Origin of the sequence: Bradyrhizobium sp. CB2312, from assembly GCF_029714425.1 — a bacterium.
GTDB lineage: Bacteria > Pseudomonadota > Alphaproteobacteria > Rhizobiales > Xanthobacteraceae > Bradyrhizobium.
The window spans coordinates 1,857,422-1,876,971 of sequence record NZ_CP121668.1; the positions used below are offsets into that span (position 1 = coordinate 1,857,422).

At 58.8% G+C, this 19,550-nt stretch carries 16 protein-coding genes; 7 read left to right on the forward strand and 9 right to left on the reverse strand.

What is annotated here, in order from left to right:
- Both QA642_RS08840 and QA642_RS08845 read right to left on the reverse strand, forming a co-directional pair.
- Positions 1–1,329, reverse strand: a complete 1,329-nt coding sequence (locus tag QA642_RS08840) for a c-type cytochrome (protein ID WP_283084315.1) — start codon at positions 1,327–1,329, stop codon at positions 1–3.
- Positions 1,326–2,657 carry a cbb3-type cytochrome c oxidase subunit I gene (locus tag QA642_RS08845; RefSeq protein WP_283086836.1) on the reverse strand — a complete coding sequence of 444 codons (1,332 nt, stop codon included), beginning with the start codon at positions 2,655–2,657 and terminating at the stop codon, positions 1,326–1,328. The genes QA642_RS08840 and QA642_RS08845 overlap by 4 nt, the downstream gene beginning before the upstream one ends.
- A gap of 38 nt (positions 2,658–2,695) precedes the next feature.
- Between QA642_RS08845 and QA642_RS08850 the strand changes: the two genes are divergently transcribed.
- Entirely contained in the window at positions 2,696–2,959 is a 264-nt protein-coding gene (locus QA642_RS08850; protein ID WP_283084316.1) for a hypothetical protein, read from the forward strand.
- Positions 2,960–3,630: 671 nt separating this feature from the next.
- On the forward strand, positions 3,631–4,104 hold the full coding sequence (locus tag QA642_RS08855) for a cytochrome b/b6 domain-containing protein (RefSeq protein WP_283084317.1): 474 nt from the start codon (positions 3,631–3,633) through the stop codon (positions 4,102–4,104).
- Positions 4,105–4,602: 498 nt separating this feature from the next.
- Here the strand turns inward: QA642_RS08855 and QA642_RS08860 are convergent, their stop codons facing one another.
- Positions 4,603–5,013 (reverse strand): cupin domain-containing protein, encoded by a 411-nt coding sequence (locus tag QA642_RS08860; RefSeq protein ID WP_283084318.1) that lies wholly within the window; start codon positions 5,011–5,013, stop codon positions 4,603–4,605.
- A gap of 646 nt (positions 5,014–5,659) precedes the next feature.
- Between QA642_RS08860 and QA642_RS08865 the strand changes: the two genes are divergently transcribed.
- Positions 5,660–6,136: a redoxin domain-containing protein gene (locus QA642_RS08865; RefSeq protein ID WP_283086837.1), complete on the forward strand. Its 477-nt coding sequence runs from the start codon at positions 5,660–5,662 to the stop codon at positions 6,134–6,136.
- A gap of 159 nt (positions 6,137–6,295) precedes the next feature.
- On the opposite strand, the gene QA642_RS08870 is transcribed toward QA642_RS08865, so the two are convergent.
- From QA642_RS08870 to QA642_RS08880, 3 genes are all read right to left on the reverse strand, one after another.
- Positions 6,296–6,835, reverse strand: a complete 540-nt coding sequence (locus QA642_RS08870; RefSeq protein WP_283084319.1) for an MFS transporter — start codon at positions 6,833–6,835, stop codon at positions 6,296–6,298.
- A 7-nt stretch (positions 6,836–6,842) separates the two neighbouring features.
- A complete protein-coding gene (locus tag QA642_RS08875; RefSeq protein ID WP_283084320.1) occupies positions 6,843–7,517 on the reverse strand; it encodes an MFS transporter in 675 nt (224 codons plus the stop codon).
- A gap of 487 nt (positions 7,518–8,004) precedes the next feature.
- On the reverse strand, positions 8,005–9,045 hold the full coding sequence (locus QA642_RS08880; RefSeq protein WP_283084321.1) for a hypothetical protein: 1,041 nt from the start codon (positions 9,043–9,045) through the stop codon (positions 8,005–8,007).
- Between the two features lie 727 nt (positions 9,046–9,772).
- Here QA642_RS08880 and QA642_RS08885 point away from each other — a divergent pair.
- The 3 genes from QA642_RS08885 to QA642_RS08895 all read left to right on the forward strand — a co-directional run bounded on the left by QA642_RS08885 (position 9,773) and on the right by QA642_RS08895 (position 15,126).
- Positions 9,773–10,963: an efflux RND transporter periplasmic adaptor subunit gene (locus QA642_RS08885; RefSeq protein WP_283086838.1), complete on the forward strand. Its 1,191-nt coding sequence runs from the start codon at positions 9,773–9,775 to the stop codon at positions 10,961–10,963.
- Positions 10,960–14,133: a multidrug efflux RND transporter permease subunit gene (locus QA642_RS08890; RefSeq protein WP_283084322.1), complete on the forward strand. Its 3,174-nt coding sequence runs from the start codon at positions 10,960–10,962 to the stop codon at positions 14,131–14,133. The genes QA642_RS08885 and QA642_RS08890 overlap by 4 nt, the downstream gene beginning before the upstream one ends.
- A gap of 75 nt (positions 14,134–14,208) precedes the next feature.
- Positions 14,209–15,126 carry an NADP-dependent oxidoreductase gene (locus QA642_RS08895; protein ID WP_283084323.1) on the forward strand — a complete coding sequence of 306 codons (918 nt, stop codon included), beginning with the start codon at positions 14,209–14,211 and terminating at the stop codon, positions 15,124–15,126.
- Between the two features lie 458 nt (positions 15,127–15,584).
- Here the strand turns inward: QA642_RS08895 and QA642_RS08900 are convergent, their stop codons facing one another.
- Both QA642_RS08900 and QA642_RS08905 read right to left on the reverse strand, forming a co-directional pair.
- Positions 15,585–15,782 carry a DUF1993 family protein gene (locus QA642_RS08900; protein ID WP_283084324.1) on the reverse strand — a complete coding sequence of 66 codons (198 nt, stop codon included), beginning with the start codon at positions 15,780–15,782 and terminating at the stop codon, positions 15,585–15,587.
- 127 nt (positions 15,783–15,909) lie between these two features.
- Positions 15,910–16,287: a cytochrome c family protein gene (locus QA642_RS08905; RefSeq protein WP_283084325.1), complete on the reverse strand. Its 378-nt coding sequence runs from the start codon at positions 16,285–16,287 to the stop codon at positions 15,910–15,912.
- Positions 16,288–17,107: 820 nt separating this feature from the next.
- On the opposite strand from QA642_RS08905, the gene QA642_RS08910 reads away from it, so the two are divergent.
- Complete coding sequence (locus QA642_RS08910; RefSeq protein ID WP_283084326.1) at positions 17,108–18,142, forward strand: AraC family transcriptional regulator; 1,035 nt, start codon at positions 17,108–17,110, stop codon at positions 18,140–18,142.
- 440 nt (positions 18,143–18,582) lie between these two features.
- Here QA642_RS08910 and QA642_RS08915 read toward each other — a convergent pair whose 3' ends face one another.
- Positions 18,583–19,518: a LysR family transcriptional regulator gene (locus QA642_RS08915; RefSeq protein ID WP_283084327.1), complete on the reverse strand. Its 936-nt coding sequence runs from the start codon at positions 19,516–19,518 to the stop codon at positions 18,583–18,585.
- Between the last annotated feature and the right edge of the window lie 32 nt (positions 19,519–19,550).

A 19,550-nucleotide genomic window follows, 5' to 3' on the forward strand; every position in this document is an offset into this window, starting at 1 on the left:
CTATTTTTTGCTGCGGAGCTTCGTGACCTCGGCAGGCGTCACCAACGCCCCGTGGTTACCCCAGGACGTGCGCTCGTGATTGATGATATCGGCGATCTGCTGATCAGAGAGCCGGTCAGCGAACGGTGGCATCTCCACTTCGTACTTCTGGCCGTCGATTACCTTGCCGCTGAGGCCGCGCAGCATGGTGACGATGTGTTCGGCAGGATCAGTGGCATTAACGACCGGATCGCCCGCAAGTGGCGGAAATGTGCCAGGAACGCCTTTGCCCTCCGCACCGTGACAGACGCCGCAGTTGTCGGCGAAGAGCTTCGATCCTTCCGCAGCATCGAACGTCGATGCCGGGGCCGCTACCGGTGAGGCCTCTTTCGGCGTCGCTGCTTGCTTTTGCAATGGTTCATTGGCACGGGCCGCGACGACATCAGCCGCACTGATTAAGGCACCACGATTGCCCCACGAGGATCGTTCGTGATCGATGATGTCAGCAATCTGCTGATCAGACAGTTGATCGGCAAACCCCGGCATTTGCGCTTCATAGCTCTGACCGTTGATTACGCGCCCGCTAAGTCCATGCAGCACGGCGCCAATGTGTGCAGTGGGATTGGCGTCGTTCACCACCGCATCTCCAGCAAGCGGCGGAAACGTTCCCGGCACACCCATGCCTTCCGCGCCATGGCAGGATGCGCAGTTGTCGGCGAACAATGCAGCGCCCTTGGTGGCTTCAAACCCCAGGGATCCAGTCGAAGAGCTCTTAGTCGCGGCGCGGGTCTGTGCCGGAGCGAGTGGGGGCTGCTTCAGTGATAACAGATAGGCAACTAGCGCCTTGCCGTCGTCGCTGGGGATGACCATATCGCCTGGCGCGAATTGGGGCGGCAATGGCACCGCTTTCTCTCCTGGTGGCAGTCTGCCCACAGTCCTAAACAGCCAGGGGAAGGCTGGCATGATCGATTGTGGTACAACTGCACGCGGTTGATAGAGATGGATGTACTGCCATATGCTACTCGATTGCCGCGCGCCGATATTGCTCAAGTCTGGACCAGTGCGCTCCGAACCTAGCAATTCCGTAGTCTGGTAGGCGTAATCGCCCGGCGCAGACGGGCGGCCAAACGGCTTATCTCCGGAGAGCGGGCGTACTTGCTGGGTATGGCAATAGAAGCAGCCTTCGGAGACATAGACGTCTCGACCCCGCGCCTCAATCGGGGTTAGTGGCTTAAGGCCTGGCGTCGGCGGCACCTTCGACAGCCAGATCCCCGGCAGCACGCCCATAAGAACCGCCAAACCAGTGTAGATCAGCGTTGAGCCGCCAGAAATGGCAAATGTCCTGTTCATGCTGGCACCGTCTTGGCTGCGGCAAGCTCGGCGCGGGACCTACCGTAGGTCATCGTCCAGACGTTGAAAGCGAAGACTAGATGGCCGGCAAACATCAGGGAGCCGCCGACGGAGCGCCACATCCAGTATGGCGCGGCATCTTCGATCGACTGGATGAAGGTGAGTCCTCTGAACCAGTCGAGCCCCTGAATGGTGCCGGCGGCCGACAGCGCCGCAACATAGATGACTACACCTACGGCAGACAGCCAAAAATGAATGCCCATCGCTAGATTATAGGGATACTTCCCGGTTGCGCGCGGCAACAGTCCATAGATGCCGCCCCAGATCGCGAAGGTGACGAAGCCATACATCGTGAGGTGCGAGTGCCCTACCGTGTAATTCGTCAGATGCCAAAGCTGCTGCAGCGACCGAAACGCCTCGAATGTGCCTTGCGCTGATCCCAGTAAATAGCCGTAGACGCCGACGAGGATGAAAACCGCGGGCGAGCGATATACCCATTCGTGAGTCCCCCGGAAGGTGAGAAGGAAGTTTGCTGAGCCGCTCAACACTGGAACGAGCATGGCCACACTGAAGACGATGGCCGTAGTCTGCAGCCACCATGGTAGTGGACTGAATTCAAAATGATGAGCCCCGATGATTGGATAAAAGATGAGATTGGTCCAGAATGCAAAGACGCCGAGAGAATATGAATAGATCGGCCGATTCAGGAGTTTCGGCAGCGCATAGTACGACACACCAAGCGATAGAGGCGTGAACCATAGTCCGACGGCGTTATGCATGAAGAATGCCTGTACCGCGACCTGACCCAGGCCGTACTGATACCAGGGCAACATCGACACCACGACCATAACAATCGTCCACAGCGTGCCCCCGATAGTATACCAATTGGAAATATAGATATGCTCACCATCCCGGCGCTCGACAGTGGCGATCATATTCAGGGCCGCGGTGATCAAGCCAAGTCCAAGGATTACGCGAATCCACCACAGCCATTCGCGATACTCCTGGCCGTAGGTGAACCCGAGATCGAGCGTGACTGTGCCCAGTACCGCGGCAAGATTAAGGAGCGCCAGACTGATCCATGCGAGGCGCTCGCTGTAGAGCCTTACGCCAGAACTGCGAGCAGCGACGAACAGCGCAAGCCCAATCAGCGCCTGGCTCGCCCAGGCATAAAATGTTCCGCTGGTGTGTATCGCGCGCAAGCGACCGAACGACAGCGCCGGCGTGGTCGCGAAATCGGGGTAAGCGAATTTGAAGCTGACAAGGAGCCCCACGGCCGTGGCGAATACAAGCCAGATTGTGGCCGACGCCACGTACGCCGCGAGCACCCGCGCCAAAACGCGGTCATCCGGAGGGAGCGCGCGAAGTGGAATTGCTGCAGGGCCACCTGACATCATCCGTCTCCTCGACGAAATTGTTCAGCGTTGCCCTGAGGGGCACCAAAAGCGTGACGCCAGCGGCGCTGCAACCGGGCGGCTTGATCGAGAAAATCCGGCGCGATCAAGTTGTACACTTCTTTGTGGCTGGGCTGGCCGAAGGCATGGAGCGTCTCGCCAATCTTGATCGCCGTTGCGTACCGATCGCCATCTTTCCGTGGCCTACCGAAATAGGCGACCTTACCAGCTACTGAGGTCGGTGTTACGCCGTTGCTTTGCATATCGAGCCTCCCGGCTTCTCGATCCGACCGCGTGTTGGTGACGCACTTTGAAGGCTGCGGTACGACGATGCGTTGGAGAATGAGCTTGCAAGACCGCCAAAGGAAATCACCTTTCGACATAGAGTCGATAGACGACCGTTATTGGCGACCGACGGCGTCGTGGCGAGGAATGCCACCCGTCGCGTCTCCAGAGATCCAGGTTGCCGTATGCCGATCGCCTTGTTGGCGACACGGTGAGCGAGCGGCGTCGTGGAACGAGCCAAGTCGAGTTGTCCGAAGGCGCGAGCGCGGGTCTCTTGGGCCTGCAGGCATTCCACGCTATGGCGTCGCCACGCCGCGGAGGCGGCAATAACGATTGCCTATCGAATCTATGGCTAAAGGTGAGTTCACGCGCCGCAGTTGCGGGGTCATTCTTCAACCAGCGTGTTCAAATGCTAAATGCCGCCAACGGGACGCGACCAAGCGGAAGGCAACGAGTTGTCCGCCGGCATTATTGAACCAGAGGTAATCCGCGCTCACATCTCTCGCGACGCGCCGCAACAGTTCATCAAATGCCGCGGCGCCCTTAAAGTTAGGTAATCGCTTTGCGCAGCACTTCTTCTCGCTACGGCGCCGGCGCCCGATTGTTCCATTGGTTGACGGTCATGCTGGTTCTTGTTGCTTATGTGCTGAGCAGTGGCGATGGCTACTCGCTCTATTCCGCCTCCGCGGACGGGCTCCGAAGGATACACGAGGCGCTCGGGGTTCTTGTCTTCGGTGTCGTCGCACTGCGGTTGATATGGCGCCTGATCGGCGGCGCGCCAGTGAAGCAGCCGATGCCGCGATGGATGACTCTAACCGCGCAGCTCGTCCATTTCGCTCTTTATGCGTTGCTCATTGCGATTCCTACTACGGCCGTGCTTGGTACCTGGCTTGAGGGGATCCCCGTCACCCTTCCGGGATTCGACATCGCTCCCCAGATCACGAAGGCGCGTAGTCTTGGTCATCTGATCATGGGAATACATACCACGCTGGGTTACACCATTCTCTGGGTTGCCTGCGTGCATACAGCCGCGGCTCTCTTCCACTACTTTTATCTGCGCGATGACGTGCTTCAGTCTATGGTTCCCGGCGCATGAATGATTAGTCCGAGCACCGCGGAGAGCTGTGTTCTCTCTGAACTTTGCGATGTATGCTTGCAAACTCGCTTAATCCAATGCGCCGTCGCTCCAGCCGACGGGACCTCCTTGAGACGGTGCACTGACACAAATACGGTAGATGTTGTCAAAGTCCGTGCAGTCTTGCAGGATGCCGAAGCCTCCTCAGACCGCCGTTGTTAGCTGGCGCACTTTGAGTGACCGAATTGCTGGCTATCAACAAGTATAGCAATATTGAGGTTCGTTGGTTCTGAGTCGCGCAAGTAGTTTAAGCAATCGACGCAAATGAAGATCTGGGTTGGGGTTATCAATATTACCGCAAATAGCCTCGACGGCGTGGGCAGTTGGCTTTCCGTGAATGTGCAGGCGGTGTGGCCAAGATCGTTAATGCGACGCAGGCTGGGTGAACCGAAGTGAACTCTTGCACTCGTCTATTTGTGGCTCCTTGAGAACCGTCGTTGTCTCACTGCGCCTAAAGCGTCAGTTGCTAGGCGTTGTGAGCCGGCTGTCATTGGTGTCAAGGACGAACACAGCGAGCAGCTTCGCCGGCTCGGTCTTGCTTGCGTTGCGGCTGATCGAGTGGAGCGCACCCGGAGATTCAGACCAGCTCTCGCCGGCCCGATAGATGCGCGTCCCGCTATCATTTACTTTCGACTCGATCGCGCCTGAGATCACATAGGCATAAATAAAAGCCGATTTCGCATGGGTGTGGGGCGGAGAGGCCGCACCCGGCGCGTAATCGACTTCCACAGCAATCAGCGACTTGCCAGAAATATTGGGAATAGTCGCCTCGAAGTTCTTCGTGACGGTCTGCGCCCGGCTATCATGGGCGCAAATAAGGCCGGGCAATGAGAAGACTAGAGCGGCGCTGATGATGGTGCGGATCTTCATGAGCTTAATCCTTGCTTTGCGCGCCTCGGGGTGGCTCGTTTGGCTCGAGCGATGCTAAGCTGGCGTCATCTCACGGGGAAATGTCTGACTGTTATGGTTTCCATTCCAACGCGACAATCGTGTTTATGAGGTCGAAAGTGCGCGGAGAGGCGGCTCCTTTCTGATCGTTCGGCGGGAGGGACCCACGTGCCGCACGCACCTGTTGATTAGGCGTGCCACGTCAACGCCACGCACGACATCATTGACGTGCCGCGATGTCAGTGCGGAATGATAGGCGGCCGTTTCTTGCAGGCTGGGACGGTGACCGATTGCCGAGGCGGTGAGTTTCTGCAGACGCGGACACTCGCATCTGGCTCGGAGTGGGCAATAACTATCGTTTATTGACTTTATGGCGACAAGCGATTTTGCGTCCCCGGCGTTCTGGGATCATTCTCCAAGCCAACATCGTAGAATTTGATTCTGAGACCGTCATGCAATGTCGGCCTGAGAAGTTAGAAGGCTCGATATGCCAGACAACCGCCTCTCCAAATCGGCGCGCCGGAGATTGGATCAGCGAGTCGACGTGGTCGTTGGATGCGCGGGCCGTTCTTGACGAAGCCGCGGGCGGTTTGAGCGCCATGCGGTTCAAACAGTGAGACCGATAGTGATGCTACAGAACGGCGACAGTTTTCCCTCTCTTACCTTTGCTCGCGTCGGGGGCGGCAGAATCAACTTGCCTGCCGATCTAGCAGGTTGGTTCGGCGTGGTTATATTCCACCGTGGTTCCTGGTGCCCGTACTGCAACGCTCAGCTGGCCGCTTTCGCGCGAGCGGCGGACAAATTCGCCGATGAAGGCATCAAGGTCGTCTCGGTATCGGTAGACGACCGGGAAAAGTCGGAGATGCTCGTCGAAAAGCACGAAATTGGTTTCCCTGTCGCGTACGGTGCTGACGCGCGAGCGGTTTCCGCGGTGACCGGCGCCTTCGTCAATGACGATCCCGTCTGCCTCCAGGCCACCGGCTTCGTCCTGAACCCCGAAGGTCGGGTGGTGACGGCCGTCTATTCGACCCGCGCGATCGGCCGTCTGATGCCTGACGATGTGCTCGGCTTTGTCCGCCACCTCAAATCTTTAGCAAAAAAATGAAAGCCAGCGGAGGATTAGCTGGGAGATAGATAAATGCGCAACTGTCTGGATGGTGCTCGGCTCGGGGCATGATCTGGGGTCCCACCACGCGGTCTACCGCGGCTCACCGCCTAGATAACCGCAACACAACTTCGACGAGGTGCGGCATTCCGCGTTTGACTATTTGAGTTGGCGAACGCTGCTGGTAGCAGCTCCCATCAGAGCAAACGTCATTCCTGCAACCAAACAAAGGACCGCGCTATGATCTCCGCCTACGCCGAAGATAAGCGAAATCAAGGCGGAGCCCAGCGACCATCCGACGTAGCGAGCCGCAGCATTCATCCCACTTGCGGCCCCGCTACGTCCGATTGGTCCAGCCGTCATCATCGCAGTGTTGTTCGGGGTCTGGAAAAGACCGAAACCGATACCACAAAGGGCTAATCGCCACGCCATATCCGACTTTGCCGGATTTGTTGGCAAGAAGACCATCAGAAGCAAGCCGGCCGCCAATAACGTCAAACCGATGCTGCAAATCAATGAGGTTGGGAAGCGGTTTGTCAAGCGACCGGCGATCGGGGCCGTGACGGCAGTCATAAACGGCCAAGGCGTCAAGAGCAAACCTGTTTCTACAGCAGAAAGATGCATCCGCGTCTCAAATAGGAAAGGTAAAGAGACGTAGGCCAGGATTTGTGCGGCATATGAGCAGACAGATGTCCACACCGATAAGCTAAATTGGCAGCATTGGCATGGGATGCTTCTGTTGTTGTCGAATGAAGAGACCAAAACAGAAAAGACCTGCGACGATCTCTCCGATCCCAATGGGCGCGTCGCTGCTACCCAGCGTACCGACGCCGATGACAAAAAGCCCGAATCCAAGGGTGTTGAGACCGCTCCCGGTCAGAACGAGGGCGCGAGGGAATCGAACGTCTGGTGGTGCGGCGTTGATAAAGAGCGGTACCGCGAGGCCGAATGGCAAATTCACCAGAAACAACCACGGCCATTTTGCAACGGCAAGTATTGCAGCGGCGATGGTGGGTCCCAATGCACCTGGTATCGCAACCGCCAACGCAACCAGTGCAAGGCCTTTACTGACCATGCCGCGCGAATAGACCACGCGTACGAGGGCAACGCCGGCGACAGAAAGCCCAGCCGCTCCAGCTCCCTGAATCAAGCGGGCACCCACCAGCACAGGCAATGTTGGAGCGAACGCGCAGGCCAAAGACGCGAGAACAAAAATGGTCAGACTGGCGGCATAGATGCGTTTTAGGCCGAGCGATTCAACCATACTTGAGACGGGCAGCAAGCAGACTGTTGCCGAAAGCTGATACGCATTTACGACCCAAACGGTCGCCGCGTCATTGCCTGCAAAAGAACGTGAGATATTCGGCAGGGCGATATTCACGATTGCGCTTCCGAGGGAGCTTAGACCAAGTCCAAGCAAGATGCAGAACATTGTCCTGCATCGTTTTGATGGCGCTAAACATTCCGCTCCGCCCATCAGTAAGCAATCCCCTGCAAGAGCTTTGAAGAGTCGACTTTGCGCGGACTCTCAGCAGCGGGCTCCTTGGATCGAAACTTGATGTCGATCAGTCGTTTCGGCCAAAATTGCGAACTTTCAACACTACGATCTGTCGCCAAATGACCTACATGACTCGGCAAAGGTTCTTTGCAGGGGGGTTCTCCGAGGTGAGACCGTCGGATTGCATGCGCATCAAGATCGCAAGTGATCTTTGCTGCTTCGAGAAGGCTGCAGGTCTACACCTCATCAGCGGTGGCCGGATCGTAGTCATCGTTTGGCGGCGCCACACTAAGAATGGTTCGCTTGGAAGCATCGACAGGAGAGCAAATCAATGCGTTGTCCAAAAGACGTATGCCAGAGCTGACGAAACTCACGAGGCGAATGCACCGATCCTGACTCCAGACATTCCCGCGATGATTGCTGACGCTACGACCGCGCTTATAGCGAGGCAGGTACCCCAAAGACGACCGGCAACACGTTGATCAACACCGTGTGCGATCAGCACCAGCCTTAATCCTGAAGCGAGATGGCTCAGGACAAAGAAGACGCCGAGCGCGTAGTGAGGCACTAGACGGATGTTCCAAGCGTCATGAATGAGGCCGGTCGGAGCTCCGATTGCGAAATTCCAATCCGTGGGTATGCCGAGAAAGCTTCGAGCGTAGACGAAAACTGAATTCATGTGGCCGAGAATAAAGACTGAAAGGTAGACTCCCGAAGCTACCTGATAGGTCCTCTGGAAGTTATGCGCCGAAGCGCTCCAGCGCCACGCCAGATGGATGCCGGTGCCGATCTGGAAAAGCATCGTTGCCACCAACAACGGTTCACCTACGTTAGAGCGATAAACTATGCGTCCGATCTTCATTACTGCGGCGTGCGCGTCAGGACCTATCAAGCCGAACAGATGATTGGCGAGATGAAACACTACATATAGGCTGAGGACCAGGGCCGTTACTCCGTGGACACTCCGCCAACCTCCGACCACAGGCTCAGCTGATTTAACTGGATCTCGGGCAGGCTGCGACCATTTCGCGATTGCGAGCCAGATCGCGCACCAAATGACCTCATCGGGAATAGGGCTCTTGATTAGGGCTTGCACAACGCCGAGAAACACATAGAGCGTCGGCGACACTACGCTCGCATAGGCGAGGCGTCTTGAAGCGGGACCGGACGTTGGTCGACAAGCCAGGGCGATCCCGAGAAACGGCACCACGAACGCAACAACCAAAACAAAGGTCGCGCTGGCGACTGCGAAAGGTGGCAGGCTCACCACTTCCGTACCGACGATAGCATGGAAAGCATCGAGCAGAAATGGATAACAAATCGCCGCCGCCGCCGGTGCAAGAGCGAGATAGCTGTATCGCTTCTCGAGATGCGTCCTGCGATTTTGCTCGCCAACACTTGCGTCCATCATCAACCCTACAGAGTCACGGCCGAGAAACCGAGTACGAGGCGACTTCCGAGGCAGGCAGGTAGTGCAAAGGTTCTGCAGAAGGCAAGTAATGCCCAGATAGAACGGCGCAGCTATCACGCAAGACACCAAACCCGCTAGCCGGTCGAAATGTATTTGAGTTATTCATGGGCATCATGAATGGCTGAGTTCACAGTTCTCAATGCGTGTCGCTCGCGCAGATTGCGGATGAGCGTCTCTCTGCGCTTGCGGCCTAAGTAGCGTTTACCTTGTGCGGTCATTACGGCGTTCATTGCGGATTCGCCGACTCAGCCTGGCTAAGAGGTCTCTACTGAAACAATACGCCGGGCTAAATGTGCGATATGGTCGTGCATTCCGACTACAAAATCATGCCACTCGGAAAGCACCAATAACAATCGTTTATCAAGTCCATGGCGAATTGCAATTTCCCTTCGCCGCGCTGCAAGGTCACTCTCTCGTACTGCAACTTTCAGTGCTGAACCGACACGCGGGACACGTTGCTATTGGAGACTCGACATGCAGCGCAGCGGCGCAATTGAGGCTGTCGCTTCTAATGGCGGTGCCGTCAATCGAGTTATCTGCTTCCAAAATATTGGCGAGTTTCCTGCAGTATTTGCCTTTGGATCGATCAGAAATGACCGAAAACGTCACGTTGCCGCAAGAAGACACTGCCGACCTGTCTCAGTCAGTCGAGCGTGCGGCTAAGGGAATGGCTGTGGCGATCCGGTTCATCCGACCTCGATCTCGTCGCTCTCGCCGATGCATCGGCGCATCGATCTGTATGCTGCTTGCGCTTGTGATGGCCGGATGCAACGAAAAGGCGCAGTCGCAAGCGGCCGCGCCGCCATCGGTGTCGGTGGCACAACCGGTCAAACGGATCGTCACCGACTGGGACGAGTTCACTGGCCGGTTCGAGGCGATCCAGGAGGTGCAAGTCCGCGCCCGCGTCGGTGGCTTTGTCACTAGTGTCGAGTTCAAAGACGGCGACATGGTGCGCGTTGGCGATCTGCTCTACGTCATCGATCCTCGTCCATTCGAGGCGGTGGCGACCCAAGCGAACGGTCAGCTTGCCGATGCGCGCGCCAAGACAGAGCTGGCCAAGCGCGAGCTTGAGCGCGGGCTCACCCTCGTAAAGACCAGTGCTGTCTCCGAGCAAGTTGTCGACCAGCGTCGCGAAGCTTTGGAGGCAGCTCACGCCGCCGAGACTATCGCCCAAGGCGCGCTGAAGGCCGCCCAGCTTAATGTCGAGTTCACGCATGTGGCGGCGCCGATCACCGGCCGCGTCAGCCGTCATTTCGTGAGCGTCGGTAACCTCGTGCAGGGGAGCGACAATGGCGGCTCGACGCTGCTTACCACCATCGTGTCAATGGACCCAATGTACATTTATTTCGACGTTGACGAGGCGACCTATCTCAAGAACAGCAAGCTGTGGTTCGAGGGTAAGCGGCCGAGCTCACGCGATACGCCTAATCCAGTGCAGGTGGCGCTGACCGGCGAAGCCAAACCATCGCATGAAGGCCGTATGGATTTCATCGACAACCGGCTCGATGTCTCCACCGGCACGCTGCGCAGCCGCGCGATTATTCCGAACCACGATCTATCCATCCTGCCCGGCCAGTTCGGCCGCGTCCGGCTGATTGGCTCCTCGCCGTATGAGGCGCTTCTTTTGCCGGATGTAGCGATCGCGACCGATCAGTCGCGCAAGATCGTGTTCGTGGTCAAGGATGACAACACTGTGGAAGCGCGTGCGGTCGAACTTGGCCCGCTGGATCAGGGACTGCGCGTTGTTCGCACAGGCCTGAAGCCGGAGGATCGTGTCATCATCGACGGCCTCCAGCGAGCACGCGTTGGCGCTAAGGTGAGCCCGCGCAGCGTCGAGATCAGCGGCAGTAAGTCATGAATCTCGGACGTCTTTCCGTCAATCAGCCCATTCTGGCGATGGTGCTGTCGATCGTGCTCTTGATTGTGGGCGCGATCGCGTACCAGACGCTGCCCGTCTCTGAATATCCGCAGGTAGTGCCGCCTACGGTTACGGTCACCACGCAATACCCCGGCGCCTCGGCACAGACCGTGTCCGATACGGTCGCAGCTCCCATCGAGCAGGAGATCAATGGGGTCGAGGACATGCTGTACTTGTACAGCCAGGCGACCTCCAACGGCCAGCTCACGATAACCGTGACTTTCAAGCTTGGCACCGATCTCGACAAGGCCCAAGTGCTGGTGCAGAACCGCGTCGCGATCGCGCAGCCGCGGCTGCCGGAGGAGGTGCAGCGCAACGGAGTAGTCACCCGTAAGAACTCACCCGACATCCTGATGGTCGTGTTCATGCTGTCGCCCGACGATAGCTTCGACCAGCTCTACATATCGAATTATACGCTGTTGCAGGTGCGCGACCAGCTTCTGCGGCTCGATGGCATTGGCGATATCCAGATGTTTGGCGCGCGCGACTATTCGATGCGGTTGTGGCTCGATCCTGACCGGATCGCCAATCTCGGTATGACCGCAAGCGACGTCATTGCCGCGGTCCGGGCCCAAAACCTGCAGATCGCGGGCGGCCAGATCGCAGAGCCACCGATTGCGGATCGCGCATTCCAGCCGAACCTGGTCTTCACTGGGCGCCTCAAGGATATCAGGCAATTCGAGGACATCGTGGTGAAGGCTGGTTCCGACGGCCGTACCGTACGGCTGCGCGACGTTGCGCGGATCGAGCTTGGCGCGCTGGCCTACACTACCAACAGCTTCATACTACGAAAGTCAGCCGTTGCGATGGTGGTGACGCAGCGGCCCGGATCGAATGCGCTGGCCACCGCGAAGCATATTTCCGAGACGATGGTGAAGCTCAAGGCGAGCTTCCCAAAGGGGCTCGATTACAACATCGGCTACAATCCGACCGAATTCATCGCCCAGTCGGTTCATGAGCTGATCAAGACGATTTACGAGGCGATGGCGCTCGTGGTCATCGTGGTGCTGGCGTTCCTTCAAGGTTGGCGGCCTGCGATCATCCCAATTGTTGCGATCCCGGTGTCGCTGGTCGGCACATTTGCAGCGATGGCTGTGCTCGGCTTCGGCATCAATAACCTTACGCTGTTCGGCCTCGTACTTGCGGTCGGCATCGTGGTAGACGACGCCATCGTGGTTGTGGAGAATGTCGAGCGACATCTCCAGGCAGGTATGAGCCGGCGCGAGGCGGCTCTCAAGACGATGGAGGAGGTCGGCGGCGCGCTGGTCTCGATCGCCCTCGTGCTCTGCGCGGTGTTCGTGCCGACCGCGTTCCTCGGCGGCATTTCCGGGCGATTCTTCCAGCAATTCGCCGTCACAATCGCGGTCGCGACCGCGATCTCTTGCTTCTGTTCGCTAACGCTGTCGCCAGCACTGGCCTCCCGGATTCTTACTCCGCATGAGCAGAAACGTCCAACGGCGCGCTGGAACATCGTTGCACGTGGTTGGGACGGCTTCACCGCGCTTTTCAATTGCATCTTCGAGCGCCTAGCGCATGGCTACGCGGCCGCCACCGCCATCGTGATCCGACACACGGTGGTGATGCTGGCAATCTACCTCGCGCTGATCGGCGGTGCTGGCTGGCTGCTCGCCACCACTTCTCAGGGCTTCATCCCGGCGCAGGATCGTGGTTATCTGATCATCTCGGTGCAATTGCCGGGCGCCGCGTCGCTGGTGCGGACCACCGCGGTGGTGCGGGAAATCGAGCGAATTGCGCTGGATACCCCAGGGATCATCCGTGTCGCGGCGTTTGCTGGCTTCTCCGGCGCGACCCGCACGCAGGCGGGCAACGCCGCGGCACTGTTCCCCGTCTTCGACGACCCCGAGGCGCGAGTTAGGAAGGGCCTGACTGCCAGCGTGATCACAGCGGATCTGCGAAAGCGGCTGTCGGCGATCCAGGGCGCCTTCATCATCGTCATTCCACCGCCTGCGGTGCCAGGGATCGGCACCGGCGGCGGCTTCGCCATCCGCATCCAGGATCGACAGGGGCGCGGTCCCGAGCTGCTCGGAGCTGCCACGGACGAACTCGTGGCCGCCGCGCGGAAGTCGCCAAACCTAACGTCGGTGTTCTCGCCGTTCACGGCGAATACGCCGCAGCTATTCGTCGACATCGATCGCGTGAGGGCGCAGAAGCTCGGTGTTCCCATCGCCAGCATTAACGACACGATCCAAACCTACTTCGGTTCGACCTATGTCAACGATTTCAACCTGTTTGGGCGCACCTATCATGTCACCGCGCAGGCCGATCTGCCATTCCGAAGAGAGGCCTCTGATTTGGCGCGGCTGCGTACCCGCAACGCGGCCGGTGACATGGTTATGCTGGGGAGCGTAGTGGACTTCAAGGATATCTCCGGGCCCGATCGTGTCGCGCGCTACAATCTCTACTCAGCATCCGAGCTGCAGGGCGAGCCGGCGCCAGGCGTGAGCTCGAAGACCGCGCTCAACACCATCAAGCTATTGGCCAACAAAACATTACCGAGCGGTTTTTCTTTCGAATGGACCGATCTGTCCTATCAACAAGTGACGGGTGGCAGTGCCGGGCTCTATGTGTTCCCGATCTGTGTGCTGTTCGTCTATCTGGTGCTGGCGGCGCAGTACGGCAGTTGGACGTTGCCACTCGCGGTGATCCTGATCGTGCCGATGTGCCTCTTCGCGGCCACCATCGGCGTGCGCATCATGGGCGAGGACATTAATATCCTGACCCAGATCGGCTTCGTGGTGCTGGTGGGACTTGCGGCCAAAAACGCGATCCTGATTGTCGAGTTCGCGCGGGACATCGAGCTTGAGGGCAAACCGCGCCTGGAGGCGGTGATCGAGGCCTGCCGGTTGCGACTGCGGCCGATCCTGATGACCTCGTTCGCCTTCATCCTCGGCGTGCTGCCGCTCGTCGTCTCCACCGGTCCCGGATCGGAGATGCGCCAGGCCGTCGGCGTCGCCGTGTTCTTCGGTATGCTCGGAGTTACGCTGTTCGGCCTAATCTTCACGCCGATCTTCTACATGGTCGTGCGCAACCTCGCGGAAGGAAAGGATGAGGGCAAGCCGACCCACGCGATGGCCGCCGCGGCGGAGTGAGTTGCGGTTACGCCGATCGAGATGAAGCCAGAACGGCCGCCGCCGAAGAGGCAAATGACCGAGGAGAGAATTCCCATGAAGGCGATCATTGTGACGGACCGGGCTGCGGGAACGGCCGGTATGAAGCTGGTGGAGCAGCCCGAGCCACAGGCAGCGATAAACGACGTCGTCGTTCAGGTTCGTGCGTCGGGTTTCACGTGGGATGAGCTGACGTGGCCACCGACCTGGACCGATCGCCTCGATCATGACCGAACACCGTCGATCCCTGGGCACGAGTTGGCCGGAGTGGTCACCGCGCTCGGCTATGGCACGACGGGGCTGTCGGTGGGACAGCGCGTGTTCGGCCTCACGGACTGGTATCGCGACGGCACACTGGCTGAGTATGTCGCGGTCGAGGCGCGCAACCTCGCGGCGCTGCCGGGCGATGTCGATTTCACCGTCGGCGCGAGCCTGCCGATGCCGGGCCTGACCGCGTGGCAGGGACTGTTCGAGCACGGCCGCCTTCAGGCGGGGCAGAGCGTCCTGGCGCACGGCGCGGCTGGCGTAGTCGGTTCTATGGTAACCCAGCTCGCACGTGAGGCCGGCGCCTACGTCATCGGTACCGGACGCGCTGCGGACCGTCAGAAGACGCTCGACTTCGGCGCGCAAGAGTTCGTCGACCTCGAGAACGATGTTTTGGAAGACGTCGGTCCAGTCGATCTGGTTTTCGATGTCTTCGGCGGCAACATCGGTAAGCGGTCCGCGGCCCTGGTTCGAGCCGGAGGAACGTTGGTGACGATCGCCGGGCCGCCCGAGGCACGGCCCGCCAACGGCTTTGCGGTAGATTTCGTCGTCGAGTCCGATCGTGCCCAACTGCGTGAGATCGTCCAGCGGGTGCGGGACAGACGACTGCGGACGAACGTCGGCGCCATCTCGACCCTCGACGATGCCGTCGCAGCTTTCAACCGGACCGGGCGGCGCAACGGGAAGACGATCATCCGCGTTCGCCCGTAGGGACCTGCTGGCGGAAAACGGCGGCCGCGACGGTCTCAATCGTGCGAACCTGCTGTTCGTCCTCGAGGCGAGGAAGTTAGTTGTGTCACCGCCAAATCGTGTACGGATGTCCTCTCGCAGCGCGGCTAACTACGGCATCCGCCAAACTCGCCTCGCTGCTTTGAAGGGCCCGGATCGTGCCACGCGCAGCGCCGCCTCTCACGAGTAGTCTCACCGTCACTCTTCTGAGCAAGATTGCCGAGTAGTCGCGCTTTCCGATTTTCGCTCCGAGCTTCCGGAGGATCGCGTGCGCAACTGAGATATGGAAAAAGAAGTCCCGTAGTACTAGGTGCCGGATGTAGTCGTCGCCGCCCAACCATCCACGAACGGTAGGCAGCGTAAGTTCGTACGTGTGGGACTGCGCACCGGCAATCTCGTCTGGCTGCACAGTTTTCAGGAAGCTGCGAGTTTCGATTAGTCTAATGTTCAACGCCGGATATGACATCGCGATGTCGCGTGGTTCCGGCGGGGCGCCTCGCATTTAATTTTGCAATGTGTGCCTCGACCTTGTTGCAAATCACGGAGAACTGTTCTCCGAAGGTGATCATGTCTGGCGCGAGCCTCTCGCCAAGAATCGCCCCGGCCTCAAATCCTTTGAAGCTTTCGAGCGCCTCCACGTGTCGGTTCCCTCGAACATCAGTCGATCGACATAGGACCGCGATTCGGACGCTTGCACAGTCGGCAGTAAGGACGTTTCACATCAAAAACGGGCCGCACCTTGCTGAGGTCTCGCCTAACGAGCTCCTATTTCAGTGTTGCCAGATAGCCGACGAGGTCGGCCCGATCGGCTGAGTTCGTCATCCCCGCGTAGGGCATCTTGTTTCCGGGAACCACTTTCTGGGGCGATTCAAGATACGCATCGAGAATCTTGGTGTCCCAAACAATATCGGACTTCTTCATCGCGTCACTGTAGTGGAATCCCGGGGCGGTACCTGCCTTCCTGCCAATGAGTCCTCCCAGACCGGGTCCAACACGGTTGGTCTGATCCGTAGTGTGGCACGTAGCGCAAGCTTGGAAGACGATTTTTCCGTGCTCAGCGTTCTGCGCGTAGCCCGGATCGGCAGCTGCTCCCGCAAACAAGAGCGTCGCGAAAAAAGCTCCAACCTTTCCTGCGTTGTTCATTGCGAACATCCTGTTTTACCTAGCTCAAAGTTGGCGCAGCCGCGCAACGAAAGTTGAAATCGTCGTCGAGTTAAAGCATGAGAAGTGCTAGCCACTTGATATCGGGGGAACGGCGAGCCGATAGCTGGTAATTTCATCGGGACTCCTTTGCCCGCGCGCCGCGCGAATTGGCGCTATTGTCTGCAGTCGCTTTAGGTCGTTGGCATCCGGTGGCCGGGCCCTCGAGGCCTAGGATCGGATACAGCGGAGGAAATTGAAAATTCCTTTTGGATATGCATTCGATAGGTACGGGTATCGCAGAGTGCTGTGCGCGTCTGCCCTGGCTTTGTTGCGATCAGCGGTTGAAGACTCTGCTGTCGTCGAGGTGTCGGTCGTCATAGCAGGGCATGAAAGGGCAGTTTGCGGTCTTACGGTTAGTCGCATAAGTATCGCGGGGCAGACCAAGCAGTGGAGGGTGACAGGACTACCTGCTTGCTCGACACTGTACATCCGGGCTTGGTTGGTCTCGAACCGCTGCGATTGGGCTGAGGTTCCTGTCGACGCGCGTTGGTGCGCGTTCGCGCGAATTTATGATAGTTCGCAGGTAGGTTGCGACGCTCAGCCGGATTATTCATGTCGCGGCTGAATATATCTAATTCGGCTGCAACCACTACTCCGTGAGCCGCAACTGGCTATTTCCTCAGCGTTCAGTCGAACGCAACGAAGACCGAACCAATCAAAATCCTAGATCAGATCAGAGCGCGGAAGGCCCGTTCGCTCGATTTTGATGCTGGCTGCTCGCGTGAGGTGGCGTTGTCCCGCCGTCCGGAGCTGAGTTCATATGAATCTGAGCAACAAAAGGTTTTTGGACGTGGCAGGTGAGCCGTTCTGGCGTATATCGCGAAAAGACCTCGACAAGTTGATGACCACATTGGACATTACCTTCGTGAGGCTGTCGAAATGCTTGCTTGCGGCTGGTGCCCACTTGGCCGTTGCCCGCGTGGACGCGTGCACTATCCACTACTGCCTTCGAGGCGTCGGTTTCATCCTGATGGACGGGGAAAGCCCCATCCGTCTGACGCCGCATACATTGGTAATCGTTCCGCCCGGACGCGCAATGAGTATCGTCGCCACGGAGCGCCCGACCGCACTACGAAATGTCGGCAAGGGCAGCGTAGGCCTTTTCGTGCCCGGCTCGTCGTACCGGCACACTGTCGGAGATGGCCGACCGACACTCGTACTTGCGTGCGGCACGTTTCGAGCGACTTACGGCCCAGCGCTTGACTTGTTCGCATCCCTTGCAGCGCCGATTGTTGAGACATTCGACGTAAATGACCAGCTCGACCAGGTGATCGCTTGCGCATTAGCCGAGCTAGTGGCCCAGGATGTCGGTGTGGGGCCAATGTCGGCAGCGCTGCTGAAGGTCGTATTGCTCGCCCTGCTTCGACGTTGCCTGGTCTCGACGAAAGCCTGGGTGGAGCGCTTCGCGATCTTAAGTGACCCGCCAATCGCACGAGCTTTCGCTGAGATGGCCTCGCGTCCCTCCCTTCCGCACACGGTTAAAAGTCTGTCGCACGCCGTCGGTCTGAGCCGCTCAGCTTTCATGTCGCGATTCTCCGCTGCCTTCGGAGAGGCACCCATGTCATTGCTGCGCCGCCTAAGGATGCGCCACGCTGCTGATCTCCTCTCGGCCAACGCGCTATCGATCGACCAAGTCGCCCTAAACGTCGGCTACCAGAGTCGGAGCAGCTTTACGCGCAGCTTTCGTAGATACTACGGGAGCGACCCGTCAGAATACCGGTCCAATGCGCAGAGCGAACGCTCGCCAAGGGCTGCTCCGGCCAAAGAGGCGATAGAGCAATCCGACGCCGCGTGAGGATAGTTCGTTCTGCAAGAGTGTTGGCACGATCTACTCAGTGTCCTCCGGGATTGGGCGCGGCGGCCTCGTGAATGTTTGGCGACAGGCCACGAGGTGCGGGGCTGCCTAGCAAGAGATGGAGGGCAACTCGAGATCACACGTCTCCGTTCCGCCGCAACGCTTCGAAGGATTCCGATCAACCCAGGGCGGGAAGGCCCGCAAGCAGTGGTCTGGCGGCCCACAGACGTGACGCGGGTGAGGAGTGCGCGTGGACTAACGACGGCGTGGTTTAGTCGAGATGCCACGGTTGTATCGCGCATCCTGGCGAGAATGCGGCGGCGCTGAAAGCACTCACCGGCTCGGATCCCAGCTAGCATCTCATAGGTCTTGGTTGGAACGGGTGAGGCCTCAAGCGATGGGATCGATGCGCTGGAATCGGTTCGTTGTCGACGTGCGTGTCAGCGCGGGTGAGGTCGGCATCTCCAGGGTCCTTTCGGCGGCATGTCTCCCTGGCGGACTTCAATCGACCAGTCTCGAAGCCGCGCGACCTTGATGAAAGCGTCCTGTGCCGGCGAGTAGCGGCGCCCCTGCACAGCCAGCAGCCGCACCTCCCGCGAAATCGGGTCCCCCTCGAGGGGAATGGTCTTTAGCGTCGGAAGGCGTGGCATGTGCTCGGGCGCGAGTATCACGCCGAAGCCAGCTGCGGCCATGTATTGAAGGTGCAAGTCGTGACCGCTGCAGTGGCCCAGATGGGGAGGTTCCTTGGGGAAATACGACCGTTGGATCTTCGGAGCGACGTCGCATCCTACGCGCTCGAGCAAGACGGTCTCGCGGAGGTCGTCAATCCCAATTGAGGGGCGATTTGCGAGTTGGTGTGTCGCCGCCACAACCGCGACGTAGCGCTCTTCGAAGAGCAACCAGTCGTCGATGCGCGCGGGTATGTCCTGAACGTCCCCGACGATTGCGGAGTTGATCTCTCCCTCAAGCAGCAGGTCGATGAGCGTCTCCGCCGCGCCTTCGCGCAGCTCGACGGTAAGTCCTGGGACAAACTTTGCGATCTCAGCTATCAGATCAAGGACGAGCGAAGCCGAGATGGAGGGGGCGAGGCCGATCTTGAGTGGTGCGACCTCCTTGCGTTGGAATTTATTAGCTCTGCGACGCGCCGTCTCTGCCGAGGCCAGCGTGCGCGCCAACATCGGAAGAACTTCCTTCCCGAGGTCGGTGAGTTGCGTCAGCTGGCGCTCACGGTAAATCAACTGGCCCCCGAGTTCCTGCTCCAGCTTCTGAATCCCCTTAGTCAAAGCGGGCTGTGTTACATTGCACTGCTCGGCCGCGCGGGTGAAGTTAAGCGTGGACGCGACCGCGAGGAAATAGCGAATTTGATGAAGTTCCATGGGTCTCCGATAACTTGCTCCTGTCTATGCTC

Excerpts from the sequence above, each read along its gene's own strand:
- QA642_RS08840 (WP_283084315.1), bottom strand. The coding sequence starts at position 1,329 with ATGAACAGGACATTTGCCATTTCTGGCGGCTCAACGCTGATCTACACT.
- QA642_RS08855 (WP_283084317.1), top strand. The coding sequence starts at position 3,631 with ATGCTGGTTCTTGTTGCTTATGTGCTGAGCAGTGGCGATGGCTACTCG.
- QA642_RS08860 (WP_283084318.1), bottom strand. The coding sequence starts at position 5,013 with ATGAAGATCCGCACCATCATCAGCGCCGCTCTAGTCTTCTCATTGCCC.
- QA642_RS08865 (WP_283086837.1), top strand. The coding sequence starts at position 5,660 with ATGCTACAGAACGGCGACAGTTTTCCCTCTCTTACCTTTGCTCGCGTC.
- QA642_RS08880 (WP_283084321.1), bottom strand. The coding sequence starts at position 9,045 with ATGATGGACGCAAGTGTTGGCGAGCAAAATCGCAGGACGCATCTCGAG.
- QA642_RS08885 (WP_283086838.1), top strand. The coding sequence starts at position 9,773 with ATGGCTGTGGCGATCCGGTTCATCCGACCTCGATCTCGTCGCTCTCGC.
- QA642_RS08890 (WP_283084322.1), top strand. The coding sequence starts at position 10,960 with ATGAATCTCGGACGTCTTTCCGTCAATCAGCCCATTCTGGCGATGGTG.
- QA642_RS08895 (WP_283084323.1), top strand. The coding sequence starts at position 14,209 with ATGAAGGCGATCATTGTGACGGACCGGGCTGCGGGAACGGCCGGTATG.
- QA642_RS08905 (WP_283084325.1), bottom strand. The coding sequence starts at position 16,287 with ATGAACAACGCAGGAAAGGTTGGAGCTTTTTTCGCGACGCTCTTGTTT.
- QA642_RS08910 (WP_283084326.1), top strand. The coding sequence starts at position 17,108 with ATGAATCTGAGCAACAAAAGGTTTTTGGACGTGGCAGGTGAGCCGTTC.
- QA642_RS08915 (WP_283084327.1), bottom strand. The coding sequence starts at position 19,518 with ATGGAACTTCATCAAATTCGCTATTTCCTCGCGGTCGCGTCCACGCTT.